The organism is Hypericibacter adhaerens (genome assembly GCF_008728835.1).
In the GTDB taxonomy this organism is placed as follows: domain Bacteria; phylum Pseudomonadota; class Alphaproteobacteria; order Dongiales; family Dongiaceae; genus Hypericibacter; species Hypericibacter adhaerens.
Genome location: NZ_CP042582.1, coordinates 4,859,948 through 4,886,916 on the forward strand (window position 1 = coordinate 4,859,948; position 26,969 = coordinate 4,886,916).

Consider the following 26,969-nt stretch of genomic DNA (forward strand, 5'->3'; position numbering starts at 1 on the left):
CCTCTTGAGCGGGCCCCTGCCGCCGCTTCCTCCTCTTGAGGGAAGGTACGCGGTTATGCGTTCATCTGAGCCGGTCCCGCGCCGAAGCTCAACCGGAAAATCCGGGAGGAGCCGGCGATGCTCGCGGGCGCAGGCGCCGTTCCGGCACGGGGGCTCCGACTTTAGTCGGACGATGGCGGCGGGCCGTCCAGCGTGTCCCGGATTCGCTGCGCGAGCTCGGTCTTGCGATAGGGCTTGTTCAGCACCGTCGTTCCCGGCGGGAGCTGCCGCCGCGAGCCGAGGCTGTCGAGGGCATAGCCGGAGGTGAGGAGAACCTTCAGCTCCGGCCGGAGCCGCTGGGCACGCTCCGCGAGCTCGATGCCGTTGATGCCGCCCGGCATGACGATGTCCGTGAAGAGAAGATCGATCACGGTGTCCGTCTGCAGCTGTTTCATCGCGTCGTCCCCGTCGCTGCTGGCGATCACCTGGTAGCCAAGGCTGCGAATGACGGAGACCGCATGGCCGCGCACGAAGTCGTCATCCTCGACGACGAGCAAAATCTCCTGGCCCCGGGGCGCCAGCAGCTCTTCCTTCCCGGCCGGCACTGCCGACGAGTCGGCCTTGCCGCCGACCGGCAGATAGATCCGCACGGTGGTGCCCAGCCCCAGCTCGCTATAGACGGCGACATGGCCGTTGGACTGCTTGACGAAGCCATAGACCATGCTCAGCCCGAGCCCGCTGCCCTTGCCCACCTCCTTGGTCGTGAAGAAAGGCTCGAAGACACGCGTCACCACGTCGGGCGGCATGCCTTCGCCATCGTCCGTGACCGCGACCATGGCATAGTCGCCGGCCAGAACTTCGGGATGGGTCGCCTGATAGTGCTCGTCGAGGACGGCGTTGGCGGTCGCGATCGTGATGCAGCCGCCGCCCGGCATGGCATCCTGGGCATTGAGGGCGAGATTGAGGATCGCGGATTCGAGCTGGGCCGGATCGGCAAAGGCCGGCGTCAACCCGGTCTCCAGCGCGGTCGCGATCTCGATGTCCTCGCGCAAGGTGCGGCGCAGCAGCCGGCTCATCTTGTCGACCAGCTGATTGCAGTCGATCTGGGAGGGGATCAAGGTCTGGCGCCGGCTGAAGGCGAGCAGGCGTTGCGTGAGCTCGGCGCCGCGCTCGCCCGCAGCGATGATCGCTTCCGCCTGCCGGCGCAGGTCGGGCCGGGCCTTGAGCACCTCGCTCAGCGTTTCGGCGTTGCCGATGATCACGGTCAGCAGATTGTTGAAGTCGTGGGCGATGCCACCCGAGAGCTGCCCCACGGCTTCCATCTTCTGCGCCTGAACCAGCTGCTCCTCGGTTCGCTTGCGCCCCGTCAGGTCGTGGATGATGCCGACGAAGACCGGGCCGTCGTTCTGAATGGCCTCGCCCACCGAGAGGTCCATCGGAAAGGTCGTGCCGTCCTTGCGCTGCCCCAGCACCTCGCGTCCGATGCCGATGATCTTCGGCACATGCGTCGAAAGATAGTTCGAGATGTAGCGGTCATGCTCGTCGCGGAAATGCGGCGGCATCAGCATCTTCACGTTCTGCCCGACCACCTCGGCCGCGCCGTAGCCGAACAGCGCCTCGCAGGCCGGGTTGAACATCATCACCAAGCCGCGCGCGTCGATCAGGATCACGCCGTCGACCGCCGTATCCACCACGGCCTTCAGCCGCTGGACGGCTTCGCGGACCGCCTGCTCGGAACGCTTGCGTTCGGTCAGATCGTGGATGATGCCGACGAAGATCGATTCCCCATCGTCCTTGGTTTCCCCGACGGAGAGGTCCATGGGAAAGGTCGAGCCGTCCTTGCGCTGGCCCACGACCTCGCGACCGACCCCGATGATCTTGGCCTCGCCAGTGCGATGATAGTTCGTGAGATAGGCGTCATGCTCGTCGCGGAACGGCGCCGGCATGAGCATCTTCACATTCTGTCCGACGACCTCGGCCGCGAAGAATCCGAAGAGCTTTTCACAGGCCGGATTGAACCTCAGGACGGTGCCCTGCGCATCGATCAGGATCACGCCATCAACGGCCGTGTCCACCACGGCCTTCAACCGGGCCTCGTCGCGATCTCCGGTCATCCGCTGCCGCCCCCAGCAGGACAGATTGAATCCGACCACGCTCGCCGATGCACGTCTTTCGATAGTCGATTATCCAAATGACTATGGCATCCGGCAAGCGGGTTTCGCTCGCTACGGTAGTGATGCTGACCTAGAAGGTAAATGCTCTATTCGCGTGCGTCAGTAGTTTGACGCGGGCTCGAACGACACCGGTATCGCCGCGCTCGAGCGCCGACAGGCCTAGCAGGAGAAAGCGGCGTCAGGCCGCGACGGCGATCCCGCCTCGGACGGCGCCGCCCGCGACCTGGCCCCAGAGCACCGCATGATCCTCGGGGAGGGCGCGGCTGTTGGGCATGGCGAACCAGAGCCGCAGCATCGAGCGCACCCGGCCGCTGGCCGCGTCGTTCTCGAAGGCGGTGCGGGCGTGATAGATCACGTGGTTGTTGAGGAGCTGGATCTCGCCCGCCGCCAGCGTCATCTCGAAGGCGAGCTCGGCTGCGACCTGGTCGAGCAGGGCCAAGGCCTCGACCTGTAGCGGCGTCAGCCGCGGCGCCTGCGGCAACTGCTGCGCATTCTCGATATAGGTGCGCGAATAGTGGCTGGTGAGCCGGCCCTCGCGCTGGCCGAAGACCGGCAGCAGATAGATCGAGCTCTCGCCGCCCTTCTCCTCGCCGAAGCGCGTGCGCGGCACGGGACGGTAGAGCACCTCGAGCAGGTCGGGCCGGCGCTTGAGGATCTCGTTATGCACGGCGCCCGTGCTGCAGAGCTTGCTGACGCCGCCCTTCGCGGCCTGCCCGACGCAGAAGAGCCCCACCACGTCGCAGCGATCGGTATGGAAGCGCAGGGCGCCGTTGGTCAGCGTGCGTGCATGGGAGGAGAGGAAGGGCTTGCCGGCCTCGTCGGTGGTGACGCCGCCCTGGGTCGTGGCCACGTCGTAGCCCTCGTCCTGGATCGCCTTCATCAGCAGGCCGGTGTTGGTCTGCGAGAGGATCGTGCCGAGATGGGTGCCCAGCCCGAACCAGAGATGGCGGTGCGAGCGCGGATCGAGGCCGGCGAAATCGAGGCCGGTGAGCTTCGCCATGCCGGAGCCGTTCTCGAGCTCCTCGCGCGCGGCGGCGCAATATTCATCGAGGCCGGGGATCTGGAATCGCGCCCGCGTCAGCGCCGACCAATCGAGCTCCGCCTCCCGCGCCGTGTCGGCCGCCGCGATCAGGCCGCGGCTGATCGCCGGGTCCATCGGACGGATCCAGCGTTTCGAGGCGACGATCTCGGTCCCGCGCCAGACGCTGGGACCCGTGACGGCGGCGATGGCGGACATGGCGGTTCTGTAATCCCTGCTGATGCGGCGAGGCCGGAAGCGGCCCCGTGGAGGCCGAAAATGATTCCACGGCCGGCCATCGGCTTCAAGCCGGGGGCTTCCCGCTCAGCGCAGAGTGATCGCATTTGAGGCTTTCTTCACCTCCCCCCTTGAGGGGGAGGCTGGGGTGGGGGGTAGCCGCAGACTCGTTGCAAGCCTGTCTTACCGCGATGAAAGCTCCCTCTTCAGTCGCGTTCTACGATCACCCCCCAACCCTAACCTCCCCCTCAAGGGGGGAGGGGATTCACTCGCGTCGTCAAATGCGATTGCCCTGCCGCTCAGCGAGAGACCGGTGGCAGCCGCAGGGTGCCCGAGGCAGGCGTCGGGGGAACCGGCTCAGCCTCGTCGATCACGCGGCTGGGCCGCAGTGATCCGGTCTGGTCGAGGATCGGATAGGCCACCGAGGCGATATGGGCGGCGATGCGCTTGAGGTCGCGCAGGATGTCGAGATGGAGCGCGCTGGTCTCGAGGCTCTCCGGCCGGCCCTCGCGCAGGCGGCGCAGATGGCTCTCGGTCGCGGCCTGCTCCAGCTCCCGGATCCGGACCTTCTCGTTCAGCAGCCAGCGCGCCTCGCGCGGATCGCCGGTCATGAAGACGCTGGTGGCGAGCCCCAGCGCCGCCATCAGGCGTTCCTGCATGGCCTCGATCTCGTCCGCGCCCTCGGCCGAGAAGCTCAGGCGGTATTTGATCTTCTTGGCCGCGATCTCGCGCAAACTTTTATCGAGAATATCGCCGGCATGCTCGAGATTGATGGCGAAGGTGAGGACATCGGAGCAGCGCCGCGCATCCGCCTCGTCGAGCCCGTCGTCGCGCGCGATCCGGGTCAGGTAGAGCTTGATCGATTTGTGCAGCCGGTCCAGCCGGTCGTCGAGCGTGCCGATCTCGGCCGCGCGCTTGCGGTCGTCATGGCGCAGCGCCTCGGTCAGGTCGCGCAGCATGGTCTCGAGGATATCGACCATGCGCAGCGTCTCGCGCGACGCGTCGGCCAGAGCCATGCCCGGCGTCGCCAGGGCCGCCTCGGTGAGATAGCGCGGGGCGCCGGGATCCTGGACGGGAGCCGAGGGCAGCAGGCGACGACAGAGCTTCGCCAGCGGACCCAGAAGGCCGATGAACAAGACCGCCAGCGCCAGGTTGAAGAACAGGTGGAAGTTGGCGGCCATGCGCGCCGGCTCGGGCTCCAGCGCCGCGAGCCCCGTCCCGATCTGCGCCAGGAAGGGCAGCGTCAGCAGCGTGCCGCTGCCGCGCACGATCAGGTTGCCCAGCGCCAGGCGACGGGCCGGGTTGCTGCGGCCGGCCCCCAGGAACTGCGGGATGACATTGCCGAGATTGGCCCCCAGCACCAGGGCGAGCGCCACGTCCGTCGGCACGACCCCGGCGGCGGCGAGCGACATGGCCAGCAGCACCACGGCGACGCTGGAATAGGCGGCCCAGGTCATCAGCGCCCCCAGCAGGATCGAGAGCAGCGGATGGCCGGAGAGGAGCGCGAAGAGATCGCGCACCACGCCCGCCTGCTCGACCGGCGCGACCGTGGCCAGGATGAGGTGGAGCGCCAGCAGCACCAGCCCGAGACCGATCCCGACCCGGCCCAGGTCGCGCAGCCGCGTCTTGCCGCTCTGCTTGAAGGCGATCACGCCCACCAGGATCAGGATCGGGGCCACGACGGAGACGTCGAAGGTCAGGAGCTGGACGATGAGCGTGGTGCCGATATTGGCGCCGAGGATGACCGCCAGCGCCGGCACCAGATCGACCACGCCGCTGGCGAGGAAGGAGGCCGCCATGAGGCCGGTCGCGGTGCTGCTCTGCAGGAGCGCCGTCACGCCGAGCCCGGCAAGCAGGGCCTTGCCGCGATTGGCGAGGCCGGCATTGAGGATGCGCCGGAGGTCGGAGCCGAAGGCCCGCAGGATGCCCGTATGCACCATATGCAGGCCCCACAGCAGCAGGGCGACATTGCCAGCCAGATGCAGAAGGGTGAGGCCGCCGGACATGGAAACCTTGATGCGAGGCCGTTCCGCTGCTCCGAGGAGGCGAGAATCCGACCGATGATCGAGCCTTATTCTCTCCCCTGTGGCCCGATGAAACGCCGCCGTGAGCGGCCCGAATCGTCGCGCTGACGACGGTCCCCACACCCTGTCAGCAACGGCGGGAATTTGCTACTGGTTCCGCAAGCCCACCGCCGGCCGAAGGACCGACTTCATGCTGACCGACCGCGACATCGACCAGGCCTCGGCCCTGCTGCTGGACCACTGGCAGAAGGGCCGCCGCCTGGCCGCCCTGCCCGACGCCCTCCGGCCGAGGAGCCGCGCCGAAGGTTATGCGATCCAGGCCCGCCTGGAGCGCCACACCGCCAGGCCGCTCTTCGGCTGGAAGATCGCGGCCACCAGCAAGGCGGGGCAGGCCCATATCGGCGTGGACGGCCCGATGGCCGGGCGCCTGCTGGCCGAGCGCGTCCTGGCCGATGGCGGCGCCACGCCCTTGGGCAGCAACCATATGCGCGTGGCCGAGGTCGAGTTCGCCTTCCGCATGGGCCGCGACCTGCCGCCGCGCGAGATCGCCTATTCGACCGAGGAGGTGCTGGCCGCGGTCGACACGCTCCATCCCGCGATCGAGATCCCGGATTCCCGCTATGACGATTTCGTCACGGCCGGCGCGCCGCAGCTCATCGCCGATGATGCCTGCGCCCACCTGGTCGTGGCGGGCGCCGCCGCCAAGGCGGACTGGCGCCGGATCGACCTCGCCGCGCACAAGGGCCGGGGCCGCAACGAAGGCAGGTTCGAGCGCGAGGGCATCGGCGCCAATGTGCTGGGCGACCCGCGCATCGCGCTCGCCTGGCTCGCCAACGAGCTGCGCGCGCTGGGCATCACGCTCGGCCAGGGCCAGACCGTCATCACCGGCACCTGCGTGAAGCCGATCGAGGTCGAGCCCGGCGACCATGTCGTGGCCGATCTGGGCGTGCTCGGCGGCCTCTCGATCCGTTTCACCTGACGCGCGCGGACCGTCCTTTGCTGGAAATCTTCGTCGATGCCGATGCCTGCCCGGTGAAGGAAGAGGTGATCCGCGTCGCGGACCGCCACCGCCTCGCCGTCCACATGGTCGGCAACAGCTGGATGCGGCTCGACGGCGCCACCTCGGTCAACCGCGTGGTGGTGCCGGAAGGCTTCGATGCCGCGGACAATTGGATCGCCGAGCATGTCGGCGCCGGCGACATCGCCATCACCGCCGATATCCGCCTCGCCGCCCGCTGCCTCGCGCGGGGTGCGCGCGTGCTCGGGCCCACGGGCAAGCCCTTCACCGAGGCCGGCATCGGCATGGCGCTCGCGATGCGCGACCTCAACGAATATCTGCGCGATGCGGGCGAGATTCGCGGCGGCGGCCCGGCCTTCTCGCGCCAGGACCGCTCGCGCTTCCTCGAAGCGCTGGAGCAGACGATCCAGTCGCTGAAGCGCGAGCGCCCCTCTTCCTGAACGAGCTATTTCAGGCACACCGCCTCGATATTGTTGCCGTCGGGATCGAGCAGGAAGGCCGCGTAATAGGTCGGGCTGTAGTCGGCGCGCAGGCCCGGCTTGCCCTGGTCGCGCCCGCCGGCCTTGAGGCCCTCCTTGTGGAAGCGGTCGACCGCGCCGCGATCGGCAGCGGAGAACGCGACATGCGTGGCGGCGACCGCCTTGCCGTCGGCCGGATAGAGCCACAGGGCCGGCGCGCCGGGCGGACCGAAGCCGGCGCTCGAGGCGTCCTGCGAGCAGAGCCCGTGGCCCAGCGGTGCCAGCGCCGCCTTGTAGAAGCGTACGCTCGCCGCGATGTCCTTCACCTTCAATCCGACATGGTCGTACATGATGTCCTCCATCGTTGGAGGATCATGCTAGGAGCGCGGCACCGATCCGTTCTTGGAAGAACTTGCGATCGCCCCGCGCCGTCCTGCGGAAGCGCCGCGGCGAAACGCCGGCCGCGCGATGAAAGCTGCGCACGAAATTGGAGAGATCGGCGAAGCCCACCTCGTAGGCGATCGCCGTGATCGGGCTGTCATCCTCGGCGAGACGCCGGGCGGCCCGGCGCAGCCGCGCGCGGATCAGATATTGATGCGGCGTCACGCCGAGCGCGCGGCGAAACAGGCGCAGGAAGTGGAACGGGCTGAGGCCCGCGGCATGCGCCGCCTTGTCGAGATCGATCGGCTCCGGCGCGTTCTCGTCGATCCAGAGCGCCGCCTCGACGGCGCGGCGACGATCGCGCGCCGTCACCGCCGCGGCCGGCCCCGTTTTCCCGGAGACGATTTTCGCCACGCGCCCGGCGAGCGCCATGCCGGCTTCGGCGATGTCGACATCGCTGCGACCCTCGGCGGCGGCCTGCGCCAGTTCGCCCAACACCATCAGCTCGGGCAGCGGCGGCAAGGCGCCGGCCTGCCATATCTCGGTCCCGCCCGGCGCCAGCGCCTCGACCAGGGACGGCACCAGATCGAACGCCAGGCATTCGTCGCCGCAGACATGATCGTGGCTGCAGACATATTCGACACCGGGCCGCCCGATCAGGATGGAGCCCGTCACCAGCTCATGGGCGCGACCTTGCGCGCGATAGCCAAAGCTGCCCTCGCGCAGATAGGCCATGGTGTAACCGGTGTGGCATTCGGCGAAGGGCCGGTCGCCCAGCCGGGCGCTGCAGCGATAGTCGCTCGCCGTGATCGAGGCGCTCTGCCGCAAGATGCGCATCGGCATGCCAGCCGCTCCTAATGGCGGCGCGCCGGCGCGCGGGCCGGCTTCGCCATCGCCGGCAGGCTCTCGAACAGCGTCGGGGTGCTGCCGATCTGGGCGCCCTCGATGCCGAGCATGCGCAGCTTGGTCTCGATGCCGCCATTGGCGGAGAAGCCGGTGAGCTTGCCGTTGGCGCCCATCACCCGATGGCAGGGCACGATGATGGCGAAGGGGTTCTGACCCAGCGCCTGCCCGACATCGCGCGCCAGCGCGCGATCGCCGAGCTCGATCGCGATCTCGCCATAGGTCCGCGTCCGGCCCGGCGGAATGCGGCGCGCGATCTCATAGACCCGGCGGTTGAACGCGGGCACCGGCGTCATGTCGAGCGCAACGAAGGAGAGATCGCTCGGCTTGCCTTCGAGCAGCGCCACGATCGCGGCGATGGCTTGCTCGATGGCCGGGGGCGGGGATGCCTGCTCGAGGCCGGGATGACGGCGGCGCAGCCTGGCGCGCGTGGCCGCGTCGCTGGGCTCGGGCAGCTGCAGCGCCACCACGCCCTGTCGGTTCCAGCCGAGGGCGCAGCGTCCGATCGCCGTGTCGAAAAGCGTGTAGCCTTGATCGGTCATGGTGTCGCGCCAGCATATCGCCGCCGGCGCTCGCGGACTTGCCGAATCTTGCTATTCGGCGGCGGGCAAACGCAGGGCGAGCAGGAAGGCCGCCATCGCCGCGAGACCTGTCACCGCACGGACATGGTTCCACAGCGTCCATTCGCGTAAGTAGCGCAGCCAGAGCGAGGCGCCCTCGGCGCTGCCAGGATCGGCCGCCGCCAGCGCGTCGTTGCGCGGCACGTTGAAGACCATCGTGACGACCACGGTGCCGATCAGGTAGAGCAGCCCGCCCGCCAGCAGCCAGAGGCTGCGCGGCTCTTCCCAGCCCGAGACCGCCGCGGCCAGCAAAGCCAGACAGAGGAGCCCGGTCCCGAACATGGTGCCCAGGAACAGCGGGGTGATCACCACGATGTTGATCGACTGCATCGCCGCGATCCCCTGCGCCGCCGGCAGCCGCGCCAGGGCACCCATGACGAAGCTCGAAAAAGCGAAGAAAACCCCGGCCACCAGCCCGGTGCCCAGGGTCGAGAGGAAGATCAGGCCTGTGATCAGCCGGTCGCTCATGGGGTTCTCCTGAATATGAGGAATATTCATATTTACAAAAGTGATAAAGGCTCATATTTTGGGAGTCAACGAATTTGCCAAATGGCGCCCTTTCCTCGTCACCTGCCGCTTACCCCCTCGTCACCCCCGCGAAAGCGGGGCCCCATCCCGACACTCGACGCGCCGGCTCAAGATGGATCCCCGCTTTCGCGGGGATGACGAAGGAGGACCGGAGGTCGTGAGAAGAGGCGCGGCGCGTTTCATGGAGAGAGCGTGTCCTCCGTCCCTGCCCTTCTTCTCGATCCCGTTCCGCCCGCCCCCTCTCCCCTGCGCCGCGCGCCCAGCCAGCGGCGGGCGCGCGAGCGGGTCGAGCGGATCCTGGCGACGGCCACTGACATCATCGCCGCCGAGGGCAGCGAGGCGATGCGCATGGCCGAGCTGGCCAGGAAGGCCGGCGTCTCGATCGGCTCGCTCTACCAGTATTTCCCGGACAAGGCGGCGATCCTCCGCCTGCTGGCCGAGCGCTACAACGCGCAAGGTCGCGCCTGCATCGCGGCGGCGCTGGCGGCCGTGCGGACGCGCGACGATCTCGTCCGCGCTTTCGGCGAGCTGGTCGACACCTACTATGGCCTGTTCCTGAAGGAACCCGTGATGCGCGACATCGGCTCGGGCGTCCAGGCCGACAAGGGCCTGCGCGAGATCGACCTCGCCGACAGTCGCGCCAACGGCGCGGTGCTGGCGGCGACCCTGGCGCGGCTCGAGCCCGCGGCGGACCGGGCGGCGCTCGAAGCCAGGGCCTTTCTCATCATGCAGCTCGGCGAGGCGACCATGCGGCTCGCCATCTCGGTCGATCGCCCCGAGGGCGACCGGCTGGTCGCGAGCTACAAGCGCATGGTGCTGCGCGAGCTGGCCGCCGGCTAGCGCCCGGGCGCCGGGCTAGACGGCATCCGCCTCGAAACGCGCCGGCGCCTTCGGGCCGGCGAGGCAGGGCGCCACGAAGAGCCGCCGCGTCCAGGCGCCCTCGAGCGTCCGGGTCGCGACGATGATCCAGAAGATCGCGAGGCAGACGACGAGGCCGCCGCCGATCGCCGCGAACAGCTCGAGCCGCGTCGCCCGCGCCAGGGCGAGCGTCGCCAGGGCATAGACGGCCAGCGGGAAGGTGAAGCCCCACCAGCCGAGATTGAAGGGCAGCCCCTCGCGCAGATAGCGGATCGTCTTCAGCACCGCCAGGGCCAGCCACCAGGCGCCATAGCCCCACAGCAGGATGCCGCCGATGACGCCGAGCCCGAGCGCCACCTCGCCGATGCCGGCCAGGCCGTTCGCCGCGAAGATGGCGGGCGCATCGCTGCCCAGCAGCAGCAGGCCCAGGGCGCCGGTGCCGATCGGCCCCAGCGCCAGCCAGGCGGAGACGCCCAGATCGCGTTCCGGCAGCTTGTGCAGGACCAGCCGCAGCACCAGGAGCACGAGGATGCTCATGGCGAGCGGCACCGAGCAGGCCCAGAGCCCATAGCCCAGCACGAGAACGAGGAAGGCGTCCGGGGCCGCCAGATGCGGCGCCAGCAGCCCGGCGCTCGCGGCCGCGACCTCGCAGGCCACGATCGGCAGGAGCCAGACGGCCGTCAGCTTCTCGATGCTGTGCTCCTGGCGCGTGAACATGAAATAGGGAATGGCGATTCCGCAGAGGAGCGACAGCGCGGCGTCGATCCACCACAGCCCATGGGCGATGACGATCGCCGCATCGCCGATCAGGGCGGGTCCGAAGGCGAGGAAGCCGTTGACGATGGTGGCCAGCCCCATCGGGATCGCGCCGAAGAACATCGACATGACCGGGTGCTGGAAGATGCGCCGCGCCTCGTCGAAGAAGATCGCCCAGCGCGCCGCATAGAGCAGGCTGAACAGCGAGAAGAGCAGGATGTTGGCGAGCCAGAGGCCGACCGCCAGCGGATGCAGGCCCGGGAGGGCGAGCGGGGACTGGTTGAGCGTCAGCGCCAGCGCACCCGTGCCCATGGTCGCGGTGAACCAGTTCGGCGTGAACTGGCGGACGATCGCCAGCCCCGGCGCCATTTCGCCATCGGCGACCGGTTGCAGGGCTCTGCGGGCATGGGTCATGGGAAGCGGTTTCGTGCGGGTGATGGCCTCGACGCACGAGAAGCTACGCACTCCCAATCGATCTTTCCAATAGATGGAATCTATGATTATGATCTCAATATAAGATCGAACGGGATACGGCCGATGACCCTGGAGCAGCTCCGCATCTTCGTGGCGGTCGCCGAACGGCAGCATGTCACCCAGGCGGCGCGGGCGCTCAATCTGGCGCAGTCGGCGGCGAGCCACGCCGTCGCGGTGCTGGAGGCGCAGTACGGGACGAGGCTGTTCGATCGCGTCGGCCGCCGCATCGAGCTCACGGAGGCAGGCCGCACTCTCCTGGCGGAGGCGCGGACGATCCTGGCGCAGGTGGAGCATGCGGAGCGGACCCTGAGCGAGTTCGACAAGCTCGAACGCGGCACGCTTGCGGTCCAGGCGAGCCAGACCATCGCGAGCTACTGGTTGCCGCGCCACCTGGTCGCGTTCCAGCGCCGCCATCCGCGCATCGAGATCCGGCTCACGATCGGCAACACCGCACAGGTGGCCGAGGCGATCGAGACCGGCATGGCGGAGCTGGGCTTCGTCGAGGGCGCGGTGGAAAGCGCCGCTCTGGTCAGCAAGCCCGTCGCGCGGGACCAGCTCGTCCTCGTCGTCGGTCCCGAGCATCCCTGGGCGGACGCGACGAAGCTCGCGCCGAAGGATCTCGCCGGCGGCGAATGGGTGCTGCGCGAGCCGGGATCGGGCACGCGCTCCGTCTTCGAGCAGGCGCTATCGCGCCTCGGCGTCGGCGCCCGGGATCTGCGGATCGCGATGGAGCTGCCCTCGAACGAGGCGGTGCGGGCCGCGGTCGAGGCAGGCCTCGGCGCCACCGCCATTTCCGCCTCGGTGGCCGCGCCCGGCATCGAGGCCGGCCTGCTGCGCCAATTGCCGGTGAAGCTGCCCGAGCGCGAGTTCCACCTGCTCGCCCACAGAAACCGCCCTCGCAGCCGCCTTGCCGACGCGCTGCTGGCCACGCTGGCCGAAGCCGGCCCCTCCCGTCCCAGGCCCCCGGGCCGAAAGCCACGCGCGAGATGAGATCGCAAATCCGCGCGATGACAAGGGTTTAATGCAAAGCTGAAACCGATTCATCACAGTTATCGATTGGATTCCATCCGCCAAACATCCTAGATGATGGCCGATCCCATCATCGAAGGAGACCTCGGATGCCGCATTCCGCCAAGCGCGTCACCGTCACGGGCGCCGCCGGCCAGATCTGCTACTCGCTCCTGTTCCGCCTCGCCAAGGGCGACGTGTTCGGGCCCGATCAGCCGGTCATCCTGCAGCTGCTCGAAATACCGCAGGCCCTCCCGGCCGTCCGCGGCGTGGTGATGGAGCTCGAGGATTGCGCCTTTCCGCTCCTGGCCGGGGTGGTGGTCACCGACGATCCGGCCGTGGCATTCCGTGATACCGACGCGGCCTTCCTGATCGGTGCCCGGCCGCGCAGCAAGGGCATGGAACGGCGCGACCTGCTGCTCGCCAATGCCGAGATCTTCAAGGTGCAAGGCCAGGCTCTCGACAAGGCGGCGCGGCGCGAGGCGCGCGTGATCGTGGTCGGCAACCCCGCCAACACCAACGCCGCCATCCTCGCCGCGAATGCGCCCGGATTCCCGACCGAGAACATCACCGCGATGCTGCGGCTCGATCATAACCGCGCCCTGTCGCAGTTCGCGGCGAAGGCGGGCGTTCCCGTCGGCTCGCTCGACCGCGTCGCCGTCTGGGGCAATCATTCGCCCACCATGTTCCCGGACTGGCGCTTCGCCACCGCGAACGGCAAGAGCCTGCCGGATCTCATCGGCGATGGGGACTGGTACAAGAGCAAGCTCATCCCGACGGTCGCCCAGCGCGGCACGGCCGTCATCGAGGCGCGCGGCGCCTCCTCCGCCGCCTCGGCGGCCAATGCCGCGATCGATCACATGCGGGACTGGTTCCAGGGCACGAACGGCCGCTGGGTCTCGATGGGCGTTCCCTCCGACGGCAGCTACGGGATTCCCAAGGGGCTCATCTGCGGCGTGCCCGTGACCTGCACCCCCGGCCAGTACCATCGGGTGACCGGCCTGCCCATCGACGAGTTCGCGCGCTCGATGCTCGACCGGACGATCGGCGAGCTCAAGGAAGAGCTGGCGGCGATCGCGAAATCCTGAAGCGCATTCATGCCGGTCGAGCGCCCTCGCAGCGCCCGACCGGTGATGCCAGGGTCAGACTCCGTCGCGGCCCTGGCCGCCCAGGGCCGCCGCCGCGCTGGCAATGAAGGCGCCGACCACCATCGACAGCGCGACCATGATCGAGAGCTGCGCGGTGCGCTTGCGGGCCTCGTCGGCGGCGGCCCGCGCCTTTTGCTGCGCATCGTTGAGCTGAGCCACGATGGCATCGACGCGCGTCTCCGCCTCGGCCTGGTTCATGCCGGTCCGGGCGGCCACCATCTGCCCCAGATAGGTCCGGTCTTCGGCTGACAGCGTCACCGTCCCCTCCTGCTGGCTGCGGGAGAGGATGCGCAGCGTCTCCAGGCGATTGTCGACCTTGCTGACATCGACGACGGGATTGGTCGTCCGCATCAGCAGGTCGGCGAAATATCCCTCGTCCCCGTCGCGCGACGCCATCGCCTGCGCGGCCGCGGGAGCCGCATTCGCCGCCGCTTCGGTGGCACCGCGGGCCGCGCCCGCCACGCTCCAGGCCGTCATCAGGGCGAAGAGCGAAGCCCCGGCCACCGTCGCCAGTGCCCAGGCGAGAAAACCATGGGCGGTGTCGCGGAAGAAGACCTCGTCGGTATGGATCCGGACCCATTTCGCCCGCAGCCGGCCCGTCAGGTAGCCGCCCAGCGCGGAGGCCAGCCACTGCACCACCACGATCCAGATCACCGCGGCGACACCCGCCGTCGCTGCCGAGGCGCCGCGATTCTCCCAGGGCGAGACCATGGTCAAGCCCAGGCCGGAACCCAGGATCATGAGCACCAGGCTCGTCGCCATCGCGGCGACCGCGCCGACGAAGATGGCGCTCCAGGCCACGGCGCTGTGGGACGTCTCCTCCCCCGCCAGGTCCGCCTCGACGGCGGGCCGCAACGCGGCCGTGCCGGCGATGTTCGTGGTCGCGACCATCGTCCGCCTCCTATCGCCAGAACAAGGCCAGAAGAATGATGACGGGGATCGGCACCCCCAGCAGGAACAGCAGCAACGAACGGCCCAGGCCCATGGGAATCTCCTCAGCGCTATTGGCCCCTCGTCTCAACGCGGGCGCTGCCGGATCGTTCCGCAATGGTGCAATCTGGGGCCTCCCGGACTCGCGCCGCCGGCGCGACGCGGGCGGGCCGAAGATCATGTTGCCGACCGAGAACCCCCATGTTTCCGCCTGAGCGCATCGTCTGCCTGACCGAGGAGACCGTGGAGACGCTCTACCTCCTGGGCGAGCAGGACCGCATCGTCGGCATCTCGGGCTATGTGGTGCGCCCGCCCGAGGCGCGGCGCGACAAGCCCCGGGTCTCGGCCTTCACCTCGGCCCGGATCGATCGCATCCTGGCGCTGAAGCCCGACCTGGTCCTGACCTTCTCGGATCTCCAGGCCGAGATCGCGGCCGAGCTGATCCGCCACGGCATCGCGGTGCATGGCTTCAACCAGCGCGATGTCGCCGGCATCCTCGCCATGATCCGCATGCTGGGCGCAATGGTGGGCCAGGGCGACAAGGGCGCCCGCCTCGCCGACCGGCTGACCGCGAGGCTGGAGGAGATCCGGCGCCGGGCCGGGCGGCTCTCGCCGCGCCCGAGGGTCTATTTCGAGGAATGGGACGAGCCGATGATCCCGGGCATCGGCTGGGTCTCGGAGCTGATCGGGATCGCGGGCGGCATCGATGTCTTCGCCGACCGGGCGACACAGGCCGCCGCGAAGGACCGCATCGTTGCCGCCGAAGCCGTGATCGCCGCCAGGCCCGACATCATCCTCGCCTCCTGGTGCGGCAAGAAGGTGGCGATCCCGAAGATCGCGAGCCGCGCGGGGTGGGACGCGATTCCTGCGGTGGCCCGAGGCCACATCCACGAGATCAAATCCTCGCTCATCCTGCAGCCGGGCCCGGCCGCCCTCACCGACGGGCTCGATGCCATCGCCGCCGTCCTCTGGCAGGATCACCCGCACCGGGACGCCATCGAGCCCCTGCCGCCGTTCGCCCTGCCGTAGTATTCTCGACAGCAAGGGGGACCGCCCTTCGTCGGGCCGGGAGCACGCCCCAGGGGATTCGCCATGTTGCCGTCTTCCGCCCGCGCCGCCTCGCGCGGGGCCGTCTTGCTGCTCTGTCTCATGGGTTCCGCTGCCGTCGCGGCCCGCGCCGACGAGGCGGCCGATACGCAGCAGCTCCAGCAGCTTCTCGCGGCGCGTTGCGTCAAGCAGGGAGTGCTCGGCCAGACGCCGGCCGAGGTGCAAACCAATTGCGGCTGCCTCGCCAAGGTCGGCGCCAAGCATCTGCAGCCCGGCTGGCGCAAGGCCTTGCTGGAAAATACTTCGGAGGAGAAGCTCGGCCCGCCGATGGACGATCAGGCGCAGTTCGAGATGGATGCGCTGCAGACTTGTCCTGCGATCGCGCCCTACGAACCGAAGCCGGCGGGGCAGTAACTCGTCGCTCGGGCTTCTCCGCTGCCGATGATGAAACGGCAGCGACATGAACCGGTGCCGGCGATCCGATCGACATCTCGTTTGTTTCATCGTGAAAGACCTCGCTTCGAGCGAGGTCTCTGCACGCAGCTGACTCGCGCGCACCGCTTGCCATCGGCGGACGGTTCGGGCAGCTTTCACGGCACCACATTCTTCACTCACAATTCGGCTGACGAAAGCGATCGTCGCGGCGCTCCGCGGACGGTGCTCTTTCGGTCGCCGCATCTCGAGGACTCGTCATGACGGATGAATCGTCCGCCGGCGCCACCGTGCCGGCCGCTTCCTGGCTGGCGGTGACCGCGGTCGGCACCGGCGCCTTCGCGCTGGTCACCACGGAATTCCTGCCGGTCGGCCTCCTGCCGCAGATCGCGCGCGATCTCGGCGTCACCGAGGGCCAGGCCGGCCTGATGGTGACGGCGCCCGCCTTCCTCGCGGCCCTCGCGGCTCCGCTCACCATCGGCTTTGCCGGACGCATCGACCGGCGCTATGTGCTCTGGTTCTTCCTCGCGATGCTGGCGGTCTCCAACACGCTGGTCGCGACCGCCTCCGGCTTCGCGACGCTGCTCATGGGCCGCGTGCTGCTCGGCATCGCGGTCGGCGGCTTCTGGACCATGGGCGCTTCGCTGGGCTTGCGCATGCGTCCGGGGCCCGAGGGTGCGCGCGCGACCTCGCTCATCCTCTCCGGCATCTCGCTCGGCACCGTCGCCGGTGTGCCCGCCGGTACCTTCGTCGGCGACCTTCTCGGTTGGCGCTTCACCTTCGGTGCCGCGGCCGGCTTGGCACTCCTGGTGCTTGCCGCCCTGGTCCTCGTCCTGCCGCGCCTGGCGCCGCAAGCCTCGACAGGCCTGTTGCAGATCCCCGGCCTGTTCCGGCGGCCGATGATACGGATCGGACTCGCCGCCAGCGTGCTGATCTTCGTCGGCCAGTTCGCCGCCTATACCTACATCGCGCCTTTCCTCGACCAGGCGACCCATATCGATCCGCGCACGCTGAGCCTGCTGCTGCTCGGCTATGGCCTCACCGGCTTCTTCGGCAACATCTTCGGCGGCTGGGCGGTGAGCCGTCACGTCAAGCTGACGCTCGCCGGAACGACGACGCTCCTGGGCGGCGCGGTGCTGCTGCTGGTGCTGACCGGCACCGATCTCACGGCCGCCGTCACCTGGTCGCTGGTCTGGGGCTTCGGCTTCGGCCTGCTGCCGATCGCGATCCAGAGCTGGATCTTCGCCGCCGCCCCCGACCGGCTCGAAAGCGTCAGCGCCCTGCTGGTGTCGGTGATCCAGGTGGCGCTCGGCAGCGGCGCCCTGGTCGGCGGCCTGGTGGTCGACCATCTCGGCGTGCCGAGCGCGCTCTGGCTGGGCGGGCTTTGCACGCTGGCGACCACAGCGCTCATCATGGCCTTCGGGCGGGAGCGTTCCGCGTTGCAGCCTTGCGAATGCCGGGCCTAGGATCGAGATCGGATCCCGGACCCGGAGCAGACAGGGCTTCTCATGTTCGCAGCCAAGACCATCGACCGCGGCGACAAGGCGGGCTTCTATCGCGACCTCGCCGAGCAGCTCACGGCCCTCCTCGAGGGCGAGCCCGACCGGATCGCCAACGCCGCCAACACCTCCGCGCTGCTGTTCGAGGCGATGCCCGAGCTGAACTGGGCCGGCTTCTATTTCCTGCAGAACGAGCGCGAGCTCGTGCTCGGCCCGTTTCAGGGCCGGCCCGCCTGCGTGCGCATCGCCGTGGGGAAGGGTGTCTGCGGCACGGCCGTCGCCGAGCGCCGGTCGATGCTGGTGAAGGACGTCCATGCCTTCCCCGGCCATATCGCCTGCGATGCCGCCTCGCGCTCGGAGCTCGTCGTGCCGCTCAGGAACGGCGACACCATCAGGGGCGTGCTCGACCTGGACAGCCCGCGCGAGGCCCGCTTCGACGCCGAGGACCAGGCCGGCATCGAGCGGATCGCCGCGATCTACATGGCCGCCAGCCGCTGGTAGGGATCCCGCGGAAGAAAGTCGCGCGGTCCCGTCGGCCAGGACATTGACTTCCATCATGGAAGCCACTAGCTGATACTTCCAGGATGGAAGCATTCGACGCTGGCACCCCCGATGAAACGCAAGTGTTTCAATGAGATGGCCTGCCCCATCGCCCGCAGCCTGGAGAAGGTGGGCGAGTGGTGGAGCATCCTGATTCTGCGCGATGCCGCGCTCGGCAAGACGCGGTTCGACGAGTTCCAGAAGAGCCTCGGAATCGGCTCCAACACCCTGACGCGCCGCCTCAACTGGCTGGTCGCGCAGGGGCTCCTGGAGCGCCGCGGCTGCGGCGACCGTCCGAGCCGCCATGAATATGTTCTGACCGCCTCGGGTCGGGAGTTCCAGCCCGTGCTGCAGGCCTTCCTCGCCTGGGGAAGGAAGCATGCTCCCGCGCGGGAGGAAGCACCGCGCGACAGTACTGCGGCACCCGCGCGCTGAGTCTCATCCGGCCCCACCCGCAGCAATTCGCCATCAATCCTCTGCACTCCCGACCGAAAAGGTAGACCGATGCCCACGCTCTTCGACCCCGTCAAAATCGGCGCTCTGAACCTGCCGAACCGTATCGTCATGGCGCCCCTGACGCGGATGCGCGCCTTCGACGAGCGCAGCCCCGGCCCGATGAATGTCGAGTATTACGCGCAGCGTGCGAGCGCCGGCCTCATCCTGTCGGAAGCCACCTCGGTCAGCCCGCAAGGCGTCGGCTATCCCAACACGCCGGGCCTCTGGTCGGAGCATCAGGTTCGCGGCTGGACGGATGTCACCAAGGCGGTCCACGCCGCCGGCGGCCGGATCGTCTCGCAGCTCTGGCATGTGGGCCGGGTCTCCGATCCGAGCTTCCATGACGGCAAGCCGCCGGTCGCTCCCAGCGCCATCGCGCCGGAAGGCAATGTCAGCGTGCTCCGGCCGCAGCGGCCCTATGCAGTGCCGCGCGCGCTGGAAACCGACGAGATTCCCGGCATCGTCGAGGATTTCCGGCGCGGCGCCGTCAACGCGAAGCGCGCCGGCTTCGACGCCGTCGAGATCCATGCCGCCAACGGCTATCTCTTCGACCAGTTCCTGCACGACGGATCGAACAAGCGCACCGACCGTTATGGCGGTTCGATCGAGAATCGCGCGCGCTTCCTGCTCGAAGCGGTCGACGCCCTGCTCGACCTGTGGCCGGCGGACCGCATCGGCGTCCATCTGAACCTGATGTCGAGCTCGCATTCGATGCGGGATTCCGATCCGCGCGCCCTCTTCTCCTATGTGGCCGAGCAGCTCGATGCCCGCCATCTCGCCTTCATCTTCGCGCGCGAATCGCTCGATCCCGGGGAGCGGCGCATCGGCCTCCTGGTGCGCAAGCTCTTCAAGGGCGCGCTCATCATCAATGAAGGGCTGACGAAGGAATCCGCGGAACAGGCGATCGCCAAAGGCGAAGCGGATGCCGCCGCCTTCGGCCGGCCCTACATCGCCAATCCCGACCTGGTCGAGCGCTTCCGCCGCAACGCGCCGCTCAACGCCGTCAATGCCGCCACGATCTACAGCAGCGACCGCACGGGCTATACCGACTATCCGGCACTGGAAGAAGCGGTGGCCTGAGCGCGACACCGACCTGCAGTCAACCGATGACGAGGCCAGCGGACTATGGCTAAATAACCTCCTTTGGTGACTATCCGGGCATAGCCGCGCCGTTGTTTTGCGCGCAATGTCTGTGTCTGAAGGGTCGCTTCAGGCGAACAGGGAGGTTGCAAGTGGGCGAGTACCCGACCCGGCAACAATTCGCGGCGATCCGCCACGGCTACCATGCGGACCCGAGCCAGTCGCTGTCGCTCAATGCCGACGCCTATACGGATCCGCGCTGGTATCGGGTCGACCAGGCGGAAATCATCGCGAAGACGTGGCAATGGGTGTGCCATGCCGAGAAGCTTCGGCAGCCCGGCTCATTCGTCACGATCGACATCGCCGACAAGCCGATCGCCATCGTCAGAGACCGCGAAGGCATGTTGCGGGCCTTCTACAATGTCTGCAAGCACCGCGCGCACAAACTGCTCACCGGCGAAGGGCATGCGACCAAGATCATGTGCCCATACCACGCCTGGACCTATCGATTGAGCGGAGAGCTTCTGCGGGCGCCGCACACCGAGCATCTGATCGATTTCGATCCGAAGGCGATCTCGCTCGAGCCGGTGCAGGTCGAGGAATTCTGCGGCTTCATCTATGTGAACCTCGACCGAAACTCGTTCCCGCTCCGCGAGCTGTCGGGAAATCTCGAAAGCGAGATCCGTCACTGGGCGCCGGATATCGATACGCTGACATTCGGTCACCGCCTGACCTACGACATCAAGTCCAACTGGAAGAACGTCGTCGACAACTTCCTGGAATGCTACCACTGCCCGATCTCGCACAAGGACTTCTGCACGCTCGTCGATATGGACAGCTACAAGGTGACCACGCACGGGATCTATTCCAGCCATATGGCGGATGCCGGCAGGACCACGAACCGGGCGTACGACACCTCCAACGCCAAGGTTCGCACCCACGCGGTCTGGTGGCTGTGGCCGACGACCTGTCTCATGCGCTATCCGGGCCGCAGCTCGATGATCGTCCTGAACATCGTCCCCGCCGGGCCGGACCGCACCTTCGAGACCTACGACTTCTTTCTTGAGACGCCGGAGCCGGACGAGACCGAGAAAGCCGCGATCGAGTATCTCGACAAGGTGCTCCAGGTTGAGGACATCAATCTGGTGGAAAGCGTTCAGAAAGGCATGAACACGCCGGCTTTCCAGCAGGGCCGGATCGTCAACGACCCTGCGGGTTCAGGCAAATCGGAGCACGCGCTTCATCATTTCCACGGCCTGATTCTCGATGCCTATGCGAGAGCGGCAGCCTAGATCCAGGACGGATGGCGGTGGCGGCACGAGGATGTCCGGACCCGTGCGCAACCCGGCAGCAGACGACGGCGCAGCGATACGCGAATTCCTGAGCAGCCTGGCTGATGCCTTGGCAGGCTCTGCCGAGCCGCCCGTCAAGGCGATGGAGACGCGGATCCGCGGCGCCGTCGACGCGGCCGGGGCAGACATGGACCGCATGCCCCGGCGCTTGCCGGCGTGCTCGTATCTTCCCGCGGCGATCGCGACGGCCCGCGCTGCCTCGGGGGCAATTGCACGTCTCATGGACGCCTTTGCCGCCTTGGAGCCGCAGCTTTGCTGGTACTGCCGCACGACCACCGGCCCCCATGCGAGCGACAATTGGGCGGATGGCCATGCCAACGCGGTGATCATCGGGCCCAACGGTGTGAGAAGCCGCCCCGGGCTGCAGATCGGTATCTCGCTGTTGGCGCCGCATGTGCGCTATCCCGACCACAGTCATCCGCCGGAGGAAGTTTATCTCGCGCTGTCATCCGGGCGGTTCCAGCACGGCACCGCCCCCTGGTTCGAGCCCGGCATCGGCGGCACATTCCATAACGTCCCCAATATCACGCACGCGATGGCATCGGGGGCTGCGCCTTTCCTGGCGATATGGTGTCTCTGGTCGGCAGGCGCCTCCCGGCATTGACCGGCTCCTCTTCCTGACGCTGCCGGCAGGGCCTTCGGCCCACGGGCAACGCCTCGCCGAACCGCAACGTCCTTGGCGAGCGCTCAAACTCGGGATGTGGAGAGGGGACGTCCTGGAATGTGGGAATGGTGCCCCCCGTCGGAATCGAACCGACATGCCATTGCTGGCGCGGGATTTTGAGTCCCGTGCGTCTACCAGTTCCGCCAGAGGGGCTTAGCCGCTGCCGAACGGCGCGCATCATAGCCGGGGCGCCAGCCAAGGCAACCTCGGGCGTTTCCGGATCCCCTGGTCGGCTGTGATCAAAAGGAGCGCCGCGTCCGCCCGGCTTGCCGGGATTCCGCGCCCCTGCTACAGGAGCGGGCACCTTCCTCTGGCCCGGAACTCCGCCCCATGCTGCGCCGCCTTTACGACTGGACCATGGGGCTTGCCTCACGGCCCAACGCGCTGACCGCGCTGGGGGCCGTCTCCTTCGCCGAGAGCTCCTTCTTCCCGATCCCGCCCGACGCCATGATCATCCCGATGGTGCTGGCGCGTCCCGACCGCGCCTGGCGGATTGCGCTCGTCGCCACCGTCACCTCGGTGCTGGGCGGGATTCTCGGCTACGCCATCGGCTATTACCTGTTCGAGACGCTGGGCCAGTCGCTGATCAAGCTCTACGGCTATCAGGACAAGTTCGAGGCCTTCAAGCAGGCCTATGCGCAATGGGGCCTTTGGATCATCCTGATCAAGGGGCTGACGCCGATTCCCTACAAGATCGTCACCATCGCCAGCGGCGCCGCGTCCTTCGATTTTCCCGTTTTCGTGATGGCCTCGATCGCGACGCGCGGGCTTCGCTTCTTCATCGTGGCGGCCCTGCTGCGCCGCTTCGGCGAGCCGATCCGCGATTTCGTCGAGCGGCGCCTCACCCTGGTCGCCACGCTTTTCCTGCTGGCCGTGGTCGGCGGCTTCGTCATCATCCGCTATGTGATCTGACGCGGCCCTTCCGGAGGCGCTCATGTCCGCGAAGCCCAGCCTCACGCTCAAGCGCCGGCTCAAGGCGCCACCGGCCAAGGTCTTCGCCGCCTGGACCGATCCCAAGATGATGATCCATTGGTGGTCGCCGGCCGAGTTCGAGACGCTGATCTGCGAATCGGATCCGACGGTGGGCGGGCGCTTCCGCGTGCTCATGCGCGGGCCCGACGGCACGGAGCACGATGTGAGCGGCCGCTTCCGCGAGGTGGCGCGCAACGAGAGGCTGGTCTTCAGCTGGGCCTGGAAGACCGCACCCGAGCAGGTCTCGCAGGTGACGATCACCTTGAGGCCCGACGGCGCGGGCACGCTCCTCACCCTGCTGCACGAGCAGCTCCCGGACGCGCCCACGCGCGACAGCCACAATACCGGCTGGAGCGGCGCCCTCGACAAGCTGGAGCGCCTCGTCGCCTGACGATTCCGAAGGCCCCGCGTCGGCGCATCCGGCGCGAGTTTTCCACAGCAGGAGAATTCCACGGTTCCGTTCATGCGGGGCCGCTCGCCAAACGATCCTGCGCCCAATTGCCTCTAGGCGACCGGAACGGCAGCCGCTAGGCTCCCGGCCCGATGATCAGTCTGCGCTCGTTGACCCCGGCCCGCGCCGCCACGCTCGTGCTTCTCGGAGCGCTGCTGCCGCTTCTGGTGGCCTTGGCCTCGCAATATTGGGGCGGGCTGGCGCCCTGCGAGCTCTGCCTCGATCAGCGCTGGGCGCTGGTCGCGGCGGGCGTTCTCGCCGTTCCCGGCATCTTCCTCGAGACCAAGCCCAAGGCCGCGCGCATCTTCCTGCTGCTCGCGGGCCTCGCGGCGCTCGTCGGCGCCGGCATCGCCGTCTTCCATGTCGGCGTCGAGCAGCATTGGTGGCAGGGCAGCGCCTCCTGCACCACGCAGATCAAGGCCGGCATGAGCGCCGCCGAGTTCGAGGCCGCGATCCTGGCCGCACCCGTCGTGCGCTGCGACGATGTCGCCTGGTCGCTGTTCGGCATCTCGATGGCGGGCTACAATATCCTCTATTCGGGCGCGCTCGGCGCCTTCTCCCTCTGGCAGTCGCGCCGTCACTGAGCGGCGACCCTCTCGCCATCGGAGGTCCATCATGAGCAGCGACGATTTCGACCGGCCCGGCGATCAGGAAGCGAGCGAGAGCGCCGGCGAGCCGCGCCGCCAGCGCCTGCCCGGCGATCTCGAGCCCGAGGCTCTGCTCGACCGCATCATCCGCGTCGATCAGGCGGGCGAGTACGGTGCCAAGCGGATCTATGAGGGCCAGATGGCGGTGCTGGGGCCCGATCCGAAGCTCAAGCACATGGCCGAGCAGGAGCGGCAGCATCTGCAGCGCTTCAACGAGCTGCTGATCGAGCGGCGCGCGCGGCCGACCCTGCTGCAGCCCTTCTGGCATGTGGCGGGCTTCGCCCTCGGCGCCGCCACCGCGATGCTCGGCCGCGAGGCGGCGATGGCCTGCACTGTCGCGGTCGAGGAAGTGATCGACGAGCATTACCGCCAGCAGATGGCGAAGCTGCCGCCCGAAGAGACCGCGCTCAAGGCCGAGATCGACGGCTTCCGCCAGGAGGAGCTCGAACATCGGGCGATCGGGCTCGCCGAGGGCGCCGAACGCGCGCCGGCCTATCCGGCGCTCACCGCCGCGGTGAAGGCGGGATCGCGACTGGCGATCTGGATCGCGGAGCGGGTTTAGGGCGCGCACCGACGACGCGGCGACCGTCACTCTCAACGCCCTCGGCACTCCCCTCACGTCATCCCGCGAACGCGGGAGTCCATGTCGAAGCCGACGCGCTGGATCAAGATGGATCCCCGCGTTCGCGGGGATGACGTGAGGAGAGGGATCGCGCTCGGGCCTTGAGCGTCCTCGCGCTCCGAGAGGCCTTGACATCTGTTATGATATAACATTACCGTCCGCGCCTGCAGTTCATGGGCAACGGAGGGCGGACCGATGCGGAAATTGGCGCTGACAGTGGCGGCGGGGCTGCTCTCGCTCCTTTCCGGCACCGCGCTCGCCGCGCCGCCGATCCAGGTCGTGGCGGCCGAGAACTTCTACGCCGACATCGCGCAGCAGATCGGCGGGCCCGAGGTCGAGGTCGCGAGCATCCTGAACAACCCGAACCAGGATCCCCATGATTTCGAGGCGAGCCCCTCGACGGCGCGCCAGGTCGCGGATGCGGCACTGGTGATCTATAGCGGGGCCGACTATGACCCCTGGATGAAGTCGCTGCTCGACGCTTCCCCTTCCGACCGTCGCAAGGTCATCGTCGCGGCCAACCTGGTGCACCGCGTCTCGGGCGACAACCCGCATATCTGGTACGACCCCGCGACCATGCCGGCCGTCGCCGCGGCGCTCACGGCCGAGTTCTCGAGCCGCGATCCGGCCCACAAGGCCGATTTCGAGGCGCGGCTCGCCGCCTTCGAGGCCTCGCTCGAGCCGATGCTCAAGAAGATCGCCGAGATGAAGCAGAAGCATGCAGGCGAGGCCGTCACCGCGACCGAGCCGGTGTTCGGCTATATGATCGAGGCGCTGGGCTACGAGATGCGCAACCAGGATTTCCAGCTGGCGGTGATGAACGACACCGAGCCCAGCGCGTCGGATCTCGCGGCCTTCCAGGACGACCTCAAGAACCGCAAGGTCAAGGTGCTGATCTATAACAACCAGGTGACCGACGACATGACCGAGAAGCTGAAGGAGCTGGCGCAGCAATCGGAGATCGGCATCGTCGGCGTGACCGAGACCTTGCCCGCCGGCATGACCTACCAGAGCTGGATGATGGACGAGCTGACAAGGCTGGATAAGGCGATGTCGGGTCCCGGATCATGAGTTTCGGGGCCTTGTGAACGCGGTCCGTCTCGATCGCGTCACGATCGGGCTCGGTGGCCGGACGATCCTCGCCGATATCAGCCTGACGATTGACCAGGGGGAATTCATCGGCTTGCTGGGCCCCAACGGGGCCGGCAAGACGACGTTGCTGCGCGCGATTCTGGGGCTGGTCCGGCCGCGCCAGGGCCGGCTCGATGTGCTGGGCGAGCCCGCCCGGCGCGGCAATCCCGCCATCGGCTACCTGCCGCAGATGCACCGCGCGGTCGCGGGGCTGAGGCTCAGCGGCTGGAACTTCGTGGCGAGCGCCTTCGACGGCCATCGCTGGGGCCTGCCGCGCGCGAGCGGCGCCCTGCAGCGCGAGGTGGATTGGGCGCTGGACGCCGTGGGGGCCCGCGAGATCGCGCGCCGGGCGCTGGCCGACATCTCCGGCGGCGAGCGCCAGCGGCTCCTGCTGGCGCAGGCGCTGCTGGGACGCCCGCGCCTGCTGCTGCTGGACGAGCCCCTGATCAGCCTCGATCCGCATCACCAGCGCCATGTGCTGGAGCTGGTGCGCCGGCTGCAGCAGGAGATGAAGATCACCGTCCTCTTCAGCGCGCACGAGATCAACCCGCTCCTGGGCGTGATCGACCGCGTGCTCTATCTGGGCCATGGGCAGGCGGCACTGGGCAGCGTCGAGGATGTCATCACCGGGCCGGTGCTCTCCCGCCTCTATGGCTCGGAGATCGAGGTGATCCGCCTGGGCGGGCGCATCTTCGTCATGACCGACGGCCACGATCTCGAACATGCGGAGCATCGCCACGATGCTCACCTATGATTTCATGCAGAACGCCTTCGCCGCCAGCGGCATCGTCGCCGTGGTGGCGGGGACCGTGGGCTACTTCCTCGTGCTGCGCGGCCAGACCTTCGCCGGCCACGCGCTCTCGCATGTGGGCTTCGCCGGCGCCACCGGCGCCATCCTGATCGGCATCCCGGCGCTCTGGGGCATGGTGGGCTTCACCGTCGCCGCCGGGCTTGCCATGGGGATGCTGGGCGAGCGCCTGAGCGCGCGGGACGTCGCCATCGGCATCGTGCTGTCGCTGTCGATGGGCCTCGGCCTCCTCTTCCTCCACTACTACACCGCCTATGCGACGCAGGTGACGAACCTGCTCTTCGGCAATGTGCTGGGCGTCAACCGCGACACGCTCTGGAGCCTCCTGGCGCTGGGGCTGGTGAGCCTGGCGGCGCTGGCCGCGATCGCGAGGCCGCTGCTCTTCGCCAGCCTGCAGCCCGAGATGGCCGAGGCCAAGGGCGTGTCGCTGCCGCTGGTCTCGCTGCTTTTCCTCGGCATCGTGGCGCTGACGGTCGCCGCCTGCACCCAGATCGTCGGCGTGCTGCTGGTCTTCACGCTGATGGTGGGGCCGGCCGCGGCCGCGATGCGCCTGACCTCCCGGCTCGGCCGCGGCGTCGCGCTCGCCGCCCTCCTCGCCCTGGCCGAGGCCTGGGGCGGCGTGACGCTCGCCTACTACTCCGATTGGCCGGTCAGTTTCTGCATCGCGGCCTTGAGCGCCGCGGCCTATTTCGCGAGCCTGCTGCGGCGCTGAGCG

General features: G+C 68.2%; 29 protein-coding genes and 1 tRNA gene. 20 read left to right on the forward strand and 10 right to left on the reverse strand.

Annotated features, from left to right (window positions below):
* Nucleotides 1-161: 161 nt before the first annotated feature.
* From FRZ61_RS21705 to FRZ61_RS21715, 3 genes are all read right to left on the reverse strand, one after another.
* Nucleotides 162-2,093, reverse strand: a complete 1,932-nt coding sequence (locus FRZ61_RS21705; protein WP_151119700.1) for a hybrid sensor histidine kinase/response regulator — start codon at nt 2,091-2,093, stop codon at nt 162-164.
* 238 nt (nt 2,094-2,331) lie between these two features.
* Nucleotides 2,332-3,390, reverse strand: coding sequence for a TauD/TfdA family dioxygenase (locus tag FRZ61_RS21710; protein WP_151119701.1), 1,059 nt, complete (start codon nt 3,388-3,390; stop codon nt 2,332-2,334).
* A gap of 317 nt (nt 3,391-3,707) precedes the next feature.
* On the reverse strand, nt 3,708-5,414 hold the full coding sequence (locus FRZ61_RS21715; RefSeq protein ID WP_151119702.1) for a Na/Pi cotransporter family protein: 1,707 nt from the start codon (nt 5,412-5,414) through the stop codon (nt 3,708-3,710).
* Nucleotides 5,415-5,622: 208 nt separating this feature from the next.
* Here FRZ61_RS21715 and FRZ61_RS21720 point away from each other — a divergent pair, with 208 nt between their 5' ends.
* Together FRZ61_RS21720 and FRZ61_RS21725 are read left to right on the forward strand one after the other, a co-directional pair.
* Entirely contained in the window at nt 5,623-6,411 is a 789-nt protein-coding gene (locus FRZ61_RS21720; RefSeq protein WP_151119703.1) for a 2-keto-4-pentenoate hydratase, read from the forward strand.
* Nucleotides 6,412-6,431: 20 nt separating this feature from the next.
* On the forward strand, nt 6,432-6,890 hold the full coding sequence (locus tag FRZ61_RS21725) for a YaiI/YqxD family protein (protein ID WP_225309279.1): 459 nt from the start codon (nt 6,432-6,434) through the stop codon (nt 6,888-6,890).
* A gap of 5 nt (nt 6,891-6,895) precedes the next feature.
* Here FRZ61_RS21725 and FRZ61_RS21730 read toward each other — a convergent pair whose 3' ends face one another.
* The 4 genes from FRZ61_RS21730 to FRZ61_RS21745 are packed head-to-tail and all read right to left on the reverse strand — an operon-like array spanning nt 6,896 to nt 9,280.
* Nucleotides 6,896-7,270, reverse strand: a complete 375-nt coding sequence (locus tag FRZ61_RS21730) for a VOC family protein (RefSeq protein WP_225308942.1) — start codon at nt 7,268-7,270, stop codon at nt 6,896-6,898.
* A gap of 10 nt (nt 7,271-7,280) precedes the next feature.
* Nucleotides 7,281-8,132, reverse strand: a complete 852-nt coding sequence (locus FRZ61_RS21735; protein WP_151119705.1) for a helix-turn-helix transcriptional regulator — start codon at nt 8,130-8,132, stop codon at nt 7,281-7,283.
* 11 nt (nt 8,133-8,143) lie between these two features.
* Nucleotides 8,144-8,734, reverse strand: coding sequence for a methylated-DNA--[protein]-cysteine S-methyltransferase (locus tag FRZ61_RS21740; protein ID WP_151119706.1), 591 nt, complete (start codon nt 8,732-8,734; stop codon nt 8,144-8,146).
* Nucleotides 8,735-8,785: 51 nt separating this feature from the next.
* The gene (locus FRZ61_RS21745; protein ID WP_151119707.1) at nt 8,786-9,280 is read right to left on the reverse strand and encodes an anthrone oxygenase family protein; all 495 of its coding nucleotides are present in this window, start codon (nt 9,278-9,280) and stop codon (nt 8,786-8,788) included.
* Nucleotides 9,281-9,532: 252 nt separating this feature from the next.
* On the opposite strand from FRZ61_RS21745, the gene FRZ61_RS21750 reads away from it, so the two are divergent.
* The gene (locus FRZ61_RS21750; RefSeq protein ID WP_151119708.1) at nt 9,533-10,180 is read left to right on the forward strand and encodes a TetR/AcrR family transcriptional regulator; all 648 of its coding nucleotides are present in this window, start codon (nt 9,533-9,535) and stop codon (nt 10,178-10,180) included.
* A 15-nt stretch (nt 10,181-10,195) separates the two neighbouring features.
* Here FRZ61_RS21750 and FRZ61_RS21755 read toward each other — a convergent pair whose 3' ends face one another.
* Entirely contained in the window at nt 10,196-11,368 is a 1,173-nt protein-coding gene (locus FRZ61_RS21755) for a TDT family transporter (RefSeq protein ID WP_151119709.1), read from the reverse strand.
* A 123-nt stretch (nt 11,369-11,491) separates the two neighbouring features.
* Between FRZ61_RS21755 and FRZ61_RS21760 the strand changes: the two genes are divergently transcribed.
* Together FRZ61_RS21760 and FRZ61_RS21765 are read left to right on the forward strand one after the other, a co-directional pair.
* A complete protein-coding gene (locus FRZ61_RS21760; protein ID WP_151119710.1) occupies nt 11,492-12,418 on the forward strand; it encodes a LysR family transcriptional regulator in 927 nt (308 codons plus the stop codon).
* 128 nt (nt 12,419-12,546) lie between these two features.
* The gene (locus tag FRZ61_RS21765) at nt 12,547-13,524 is read left to right on the forward strand and encodes a malate dehydrogenase (RefSeq protein WP_151119711.1); all 978 of its coding nucleotides are present in this window, start codon (nt 12,547-12,549) and stop codon (nt 13,522-13,524) included.
* A 54-nt stretch (nt 13,525-13,578) separates the two neighbouring features.
* Here FRZ61_RS21765 and FRZ61_RS21770 read toward each other — a convergent pair whose 3' ends face one another.
* On the reverse strand, nt 13,579-14,475 hold the full coding sequence (locus tag FRZ61_RS21770) for a hypothetical protein (RefSeq protein WP_225308943.1): 897 nt from the start codon (nt 14,473-14,475) through the stop codon (nt 13,579-13,581).
* A 240-nt stretch (nt 14,476-14,715) separates the two neighbouring features.
* On the opposite strand from FRZ61_RS21770, the gene FRZ61_RS21775 reads away from it, so the two are divergent.
* From FRZ61_RS21775 to FRZ61_RS21810, 8 genes are all read left to right on the forward strand, one after another.
* Nucleotides 14,716-15,543: a cobalamin-binding protein gene (locus FRZ61_RS21775; RefSeq protein WP_151119712.1), complete on the forward strand. Its 828-nt coding sequence runs from the start codon at nt 14,716-14,718 to the stop codon at nt 15,541-15,543.
* Between the two features lie 63 nt (nt 15,544-15,606).
* Nucleotides 15,607-15,975: a hypothetical protein gene (locus tag FRZ61_RS21780; protein ID WP_151119713.1), complete on the forward strand. Its 369-nt coding sequence runs from the start codon at nt 15,607-15,609 to the stop codon at nt 15,973-15,975.
* A 278-nt stretch (nt 15,976-16,253) separates the two neighbouring features.
* Complete coding sequence (locus FRZ61_RS21785; protein ID WP_151119714.1) at nt 16,254-17,459, forward strand: MFS transporter; 1,206 nt, start codon at nt 16,254-16,256, stop codon at nt 17,457-17,459.
* Between the two features lie 42 nt (nt 17,460-17,501).
* Nucleotides 17,502-17,993, forward strand: a complete 492-nt coding sequence (locus FRZ61_RS21790) for a GAF domain-containing protein (protein WP_151119715.1) — start codon at nt 17,502-17,504, stop codon at nt 17,991-17,993.
* A 111-nt stretch (nt 17,994-18,104) separates the two neighbouring features.
* Nucleotides 18,105-18,467 (forward strand): winged helix-turn-helix transcriptional regulator, encoded by a 363-nt coding sequence (locus FRZ61_RS21795; protein ID WP_151119716.1) that lies wholly within the window; start codon nt 18,105-18,107, stop codon nt 18,465-18,467.
* Nucleotides 18,468-18,536: 69 nt separating this feature from the next.
* Nucleotides 18,537-19,607: an alkene reductase gene (locus tag FRZ61_RS21800; RefSeq protein ID WP_151119717.1), complete on the forward strand. Its 1,071-nt coding sequence runs from the start codon at nt 18,537-18,539 to the stop codon at nt 19,605-19,607.
* Nucleotides 19,608-19,759: 152 nt separating this feature from the next.
* Nucleotides 19,760-20,899, forward strand: a complete 1,140-nt coding sequence (locus FRZ61_RS21805) for an aromatic ring-hydroxylating oxygenase subunit alpha (protein ID WP_151119718.1) — start codon at nt 19,760-19,762, stop codon at nt 20,897-20,899.
* Nucleotides 20,900-20,942: 43 nt separating this feature from the next.
* Entirely contained in the window at nt 20,943-21,563 is a 621-nt protein-coding gene (locus FRZ61_RS21810; protein WP_225308944.1) for a dimethylsulfonioproprionate lyase family protein, read from the forward strand.
* 126 nt (nt 21,564-21,689) lie between these two features.
* On the opposite strand, the gene FRZ61_RS21815 is transcribed toward FRZ61_RS21810, so the two are convergent.
* Nucleotides 21,690-21,776 (reverse strand) — tRNA-Leu (locus FRZ61_RS21815).
* A 177-nt stretch (nt 21,777-21,953) separates the two neighbouring features.
* On the opposite strand from FRZ61_RS21815, the gene FRZ61_RS21820 reads away from it, so the two are divergent.
* From FRZ61_RS21820 to FRZ61_RS21850, 7 genes are all read left to right on the forward strand, one after another.
* The gene (locus FRZ61_RS21820) at nt 21,954-22,535 is read left to right on the forward strand and encodes a YqaA family protein (protein ID WP_151119720.1); all 582 of its coding nucleotides are present in this window, start codon (nt 21,954-21,956) and stop codon (nt 22,533-22,535) included.
* A gap of 22 nt (nt 22,536-22,557) precedes the next feature.
* A complete protein-coding gene (locus tag FRZ61_RS21825; RefSeq protein ID WP_151119721.1) occupies nt 22,558-22,986 on the forward strand; it encodes an SRPBCC family protein in 429 nt (142 codons plus the stop codon).
* Nucleotides 22,987-23,138: 152 nt separating this feature from the next.
* Nucleotides 23,139-23,630, forward strand: a complete 492-nt coding sequence (locus tag FRZ61_RS21830; protein ID WP_151119722.1) for a disulfide bond formation protein B — start codon at nt 23,139-23,141, stop codon at nt 23,628-23,630.
* A 31-nt stretch (nt 23,631-23,661) separates the two neighbouring features.
* Nucleotides 23,662-24,255, forward strand: a complete 594-nt coding sequence (locus tag FRZ61_RS21835; RefSeq protein ID WP_151119723.1) for a demethoxyubiquinone hydroxylase family protein — start codon at nt 23,662-23,664, stop codon at nt 24,253-24,255.
* A 255-nt stretch (nt 24,256-24,510) separates the two neighbouring features.
* Complete coding sequence (locus tag FRZ61_RS21840) at nt 24,511-25,386, forward strand: metal ABC transporter solute-binding protein, Zn/Mn family (RefSeq protein ID WP_151119724.1); 876 nt, start codon at nt 24,511-24,513, stop codon at nt 25,384-25,386.
* A 13-nt stretch (nt 25,387-25,399) separates the two neighbouring features.
* The gene (locus tag FRZ61_RS21845; RefSeq protein ID WP_151119725.1) at nt 25,400-26,200 is read left to right on the forward strand and encodes a metal ABC transporter ATP-binding protein; all 801 of its coding nucleotides are present in this window, start codon (nt 25,400-25,402) and stop codon (nt 26,198-26,200) included.
* Complete coding sequence (locus FRZ61_RS21850) at nt 26,169-26,966, forward strand: metal ABC transporter permease (protein ID WP_318526350.1); 798 nt, start codon at nt 26,169-26,171, stop codon at nt 26,964-26,966. Before FRZ61_RS21845 ends, FRZ61_RS21850 begins: the two co-directional genes overlap by 32 nt.
* Nucleotides 26,967-26,969: the final 3 nt, after the last annotated feature.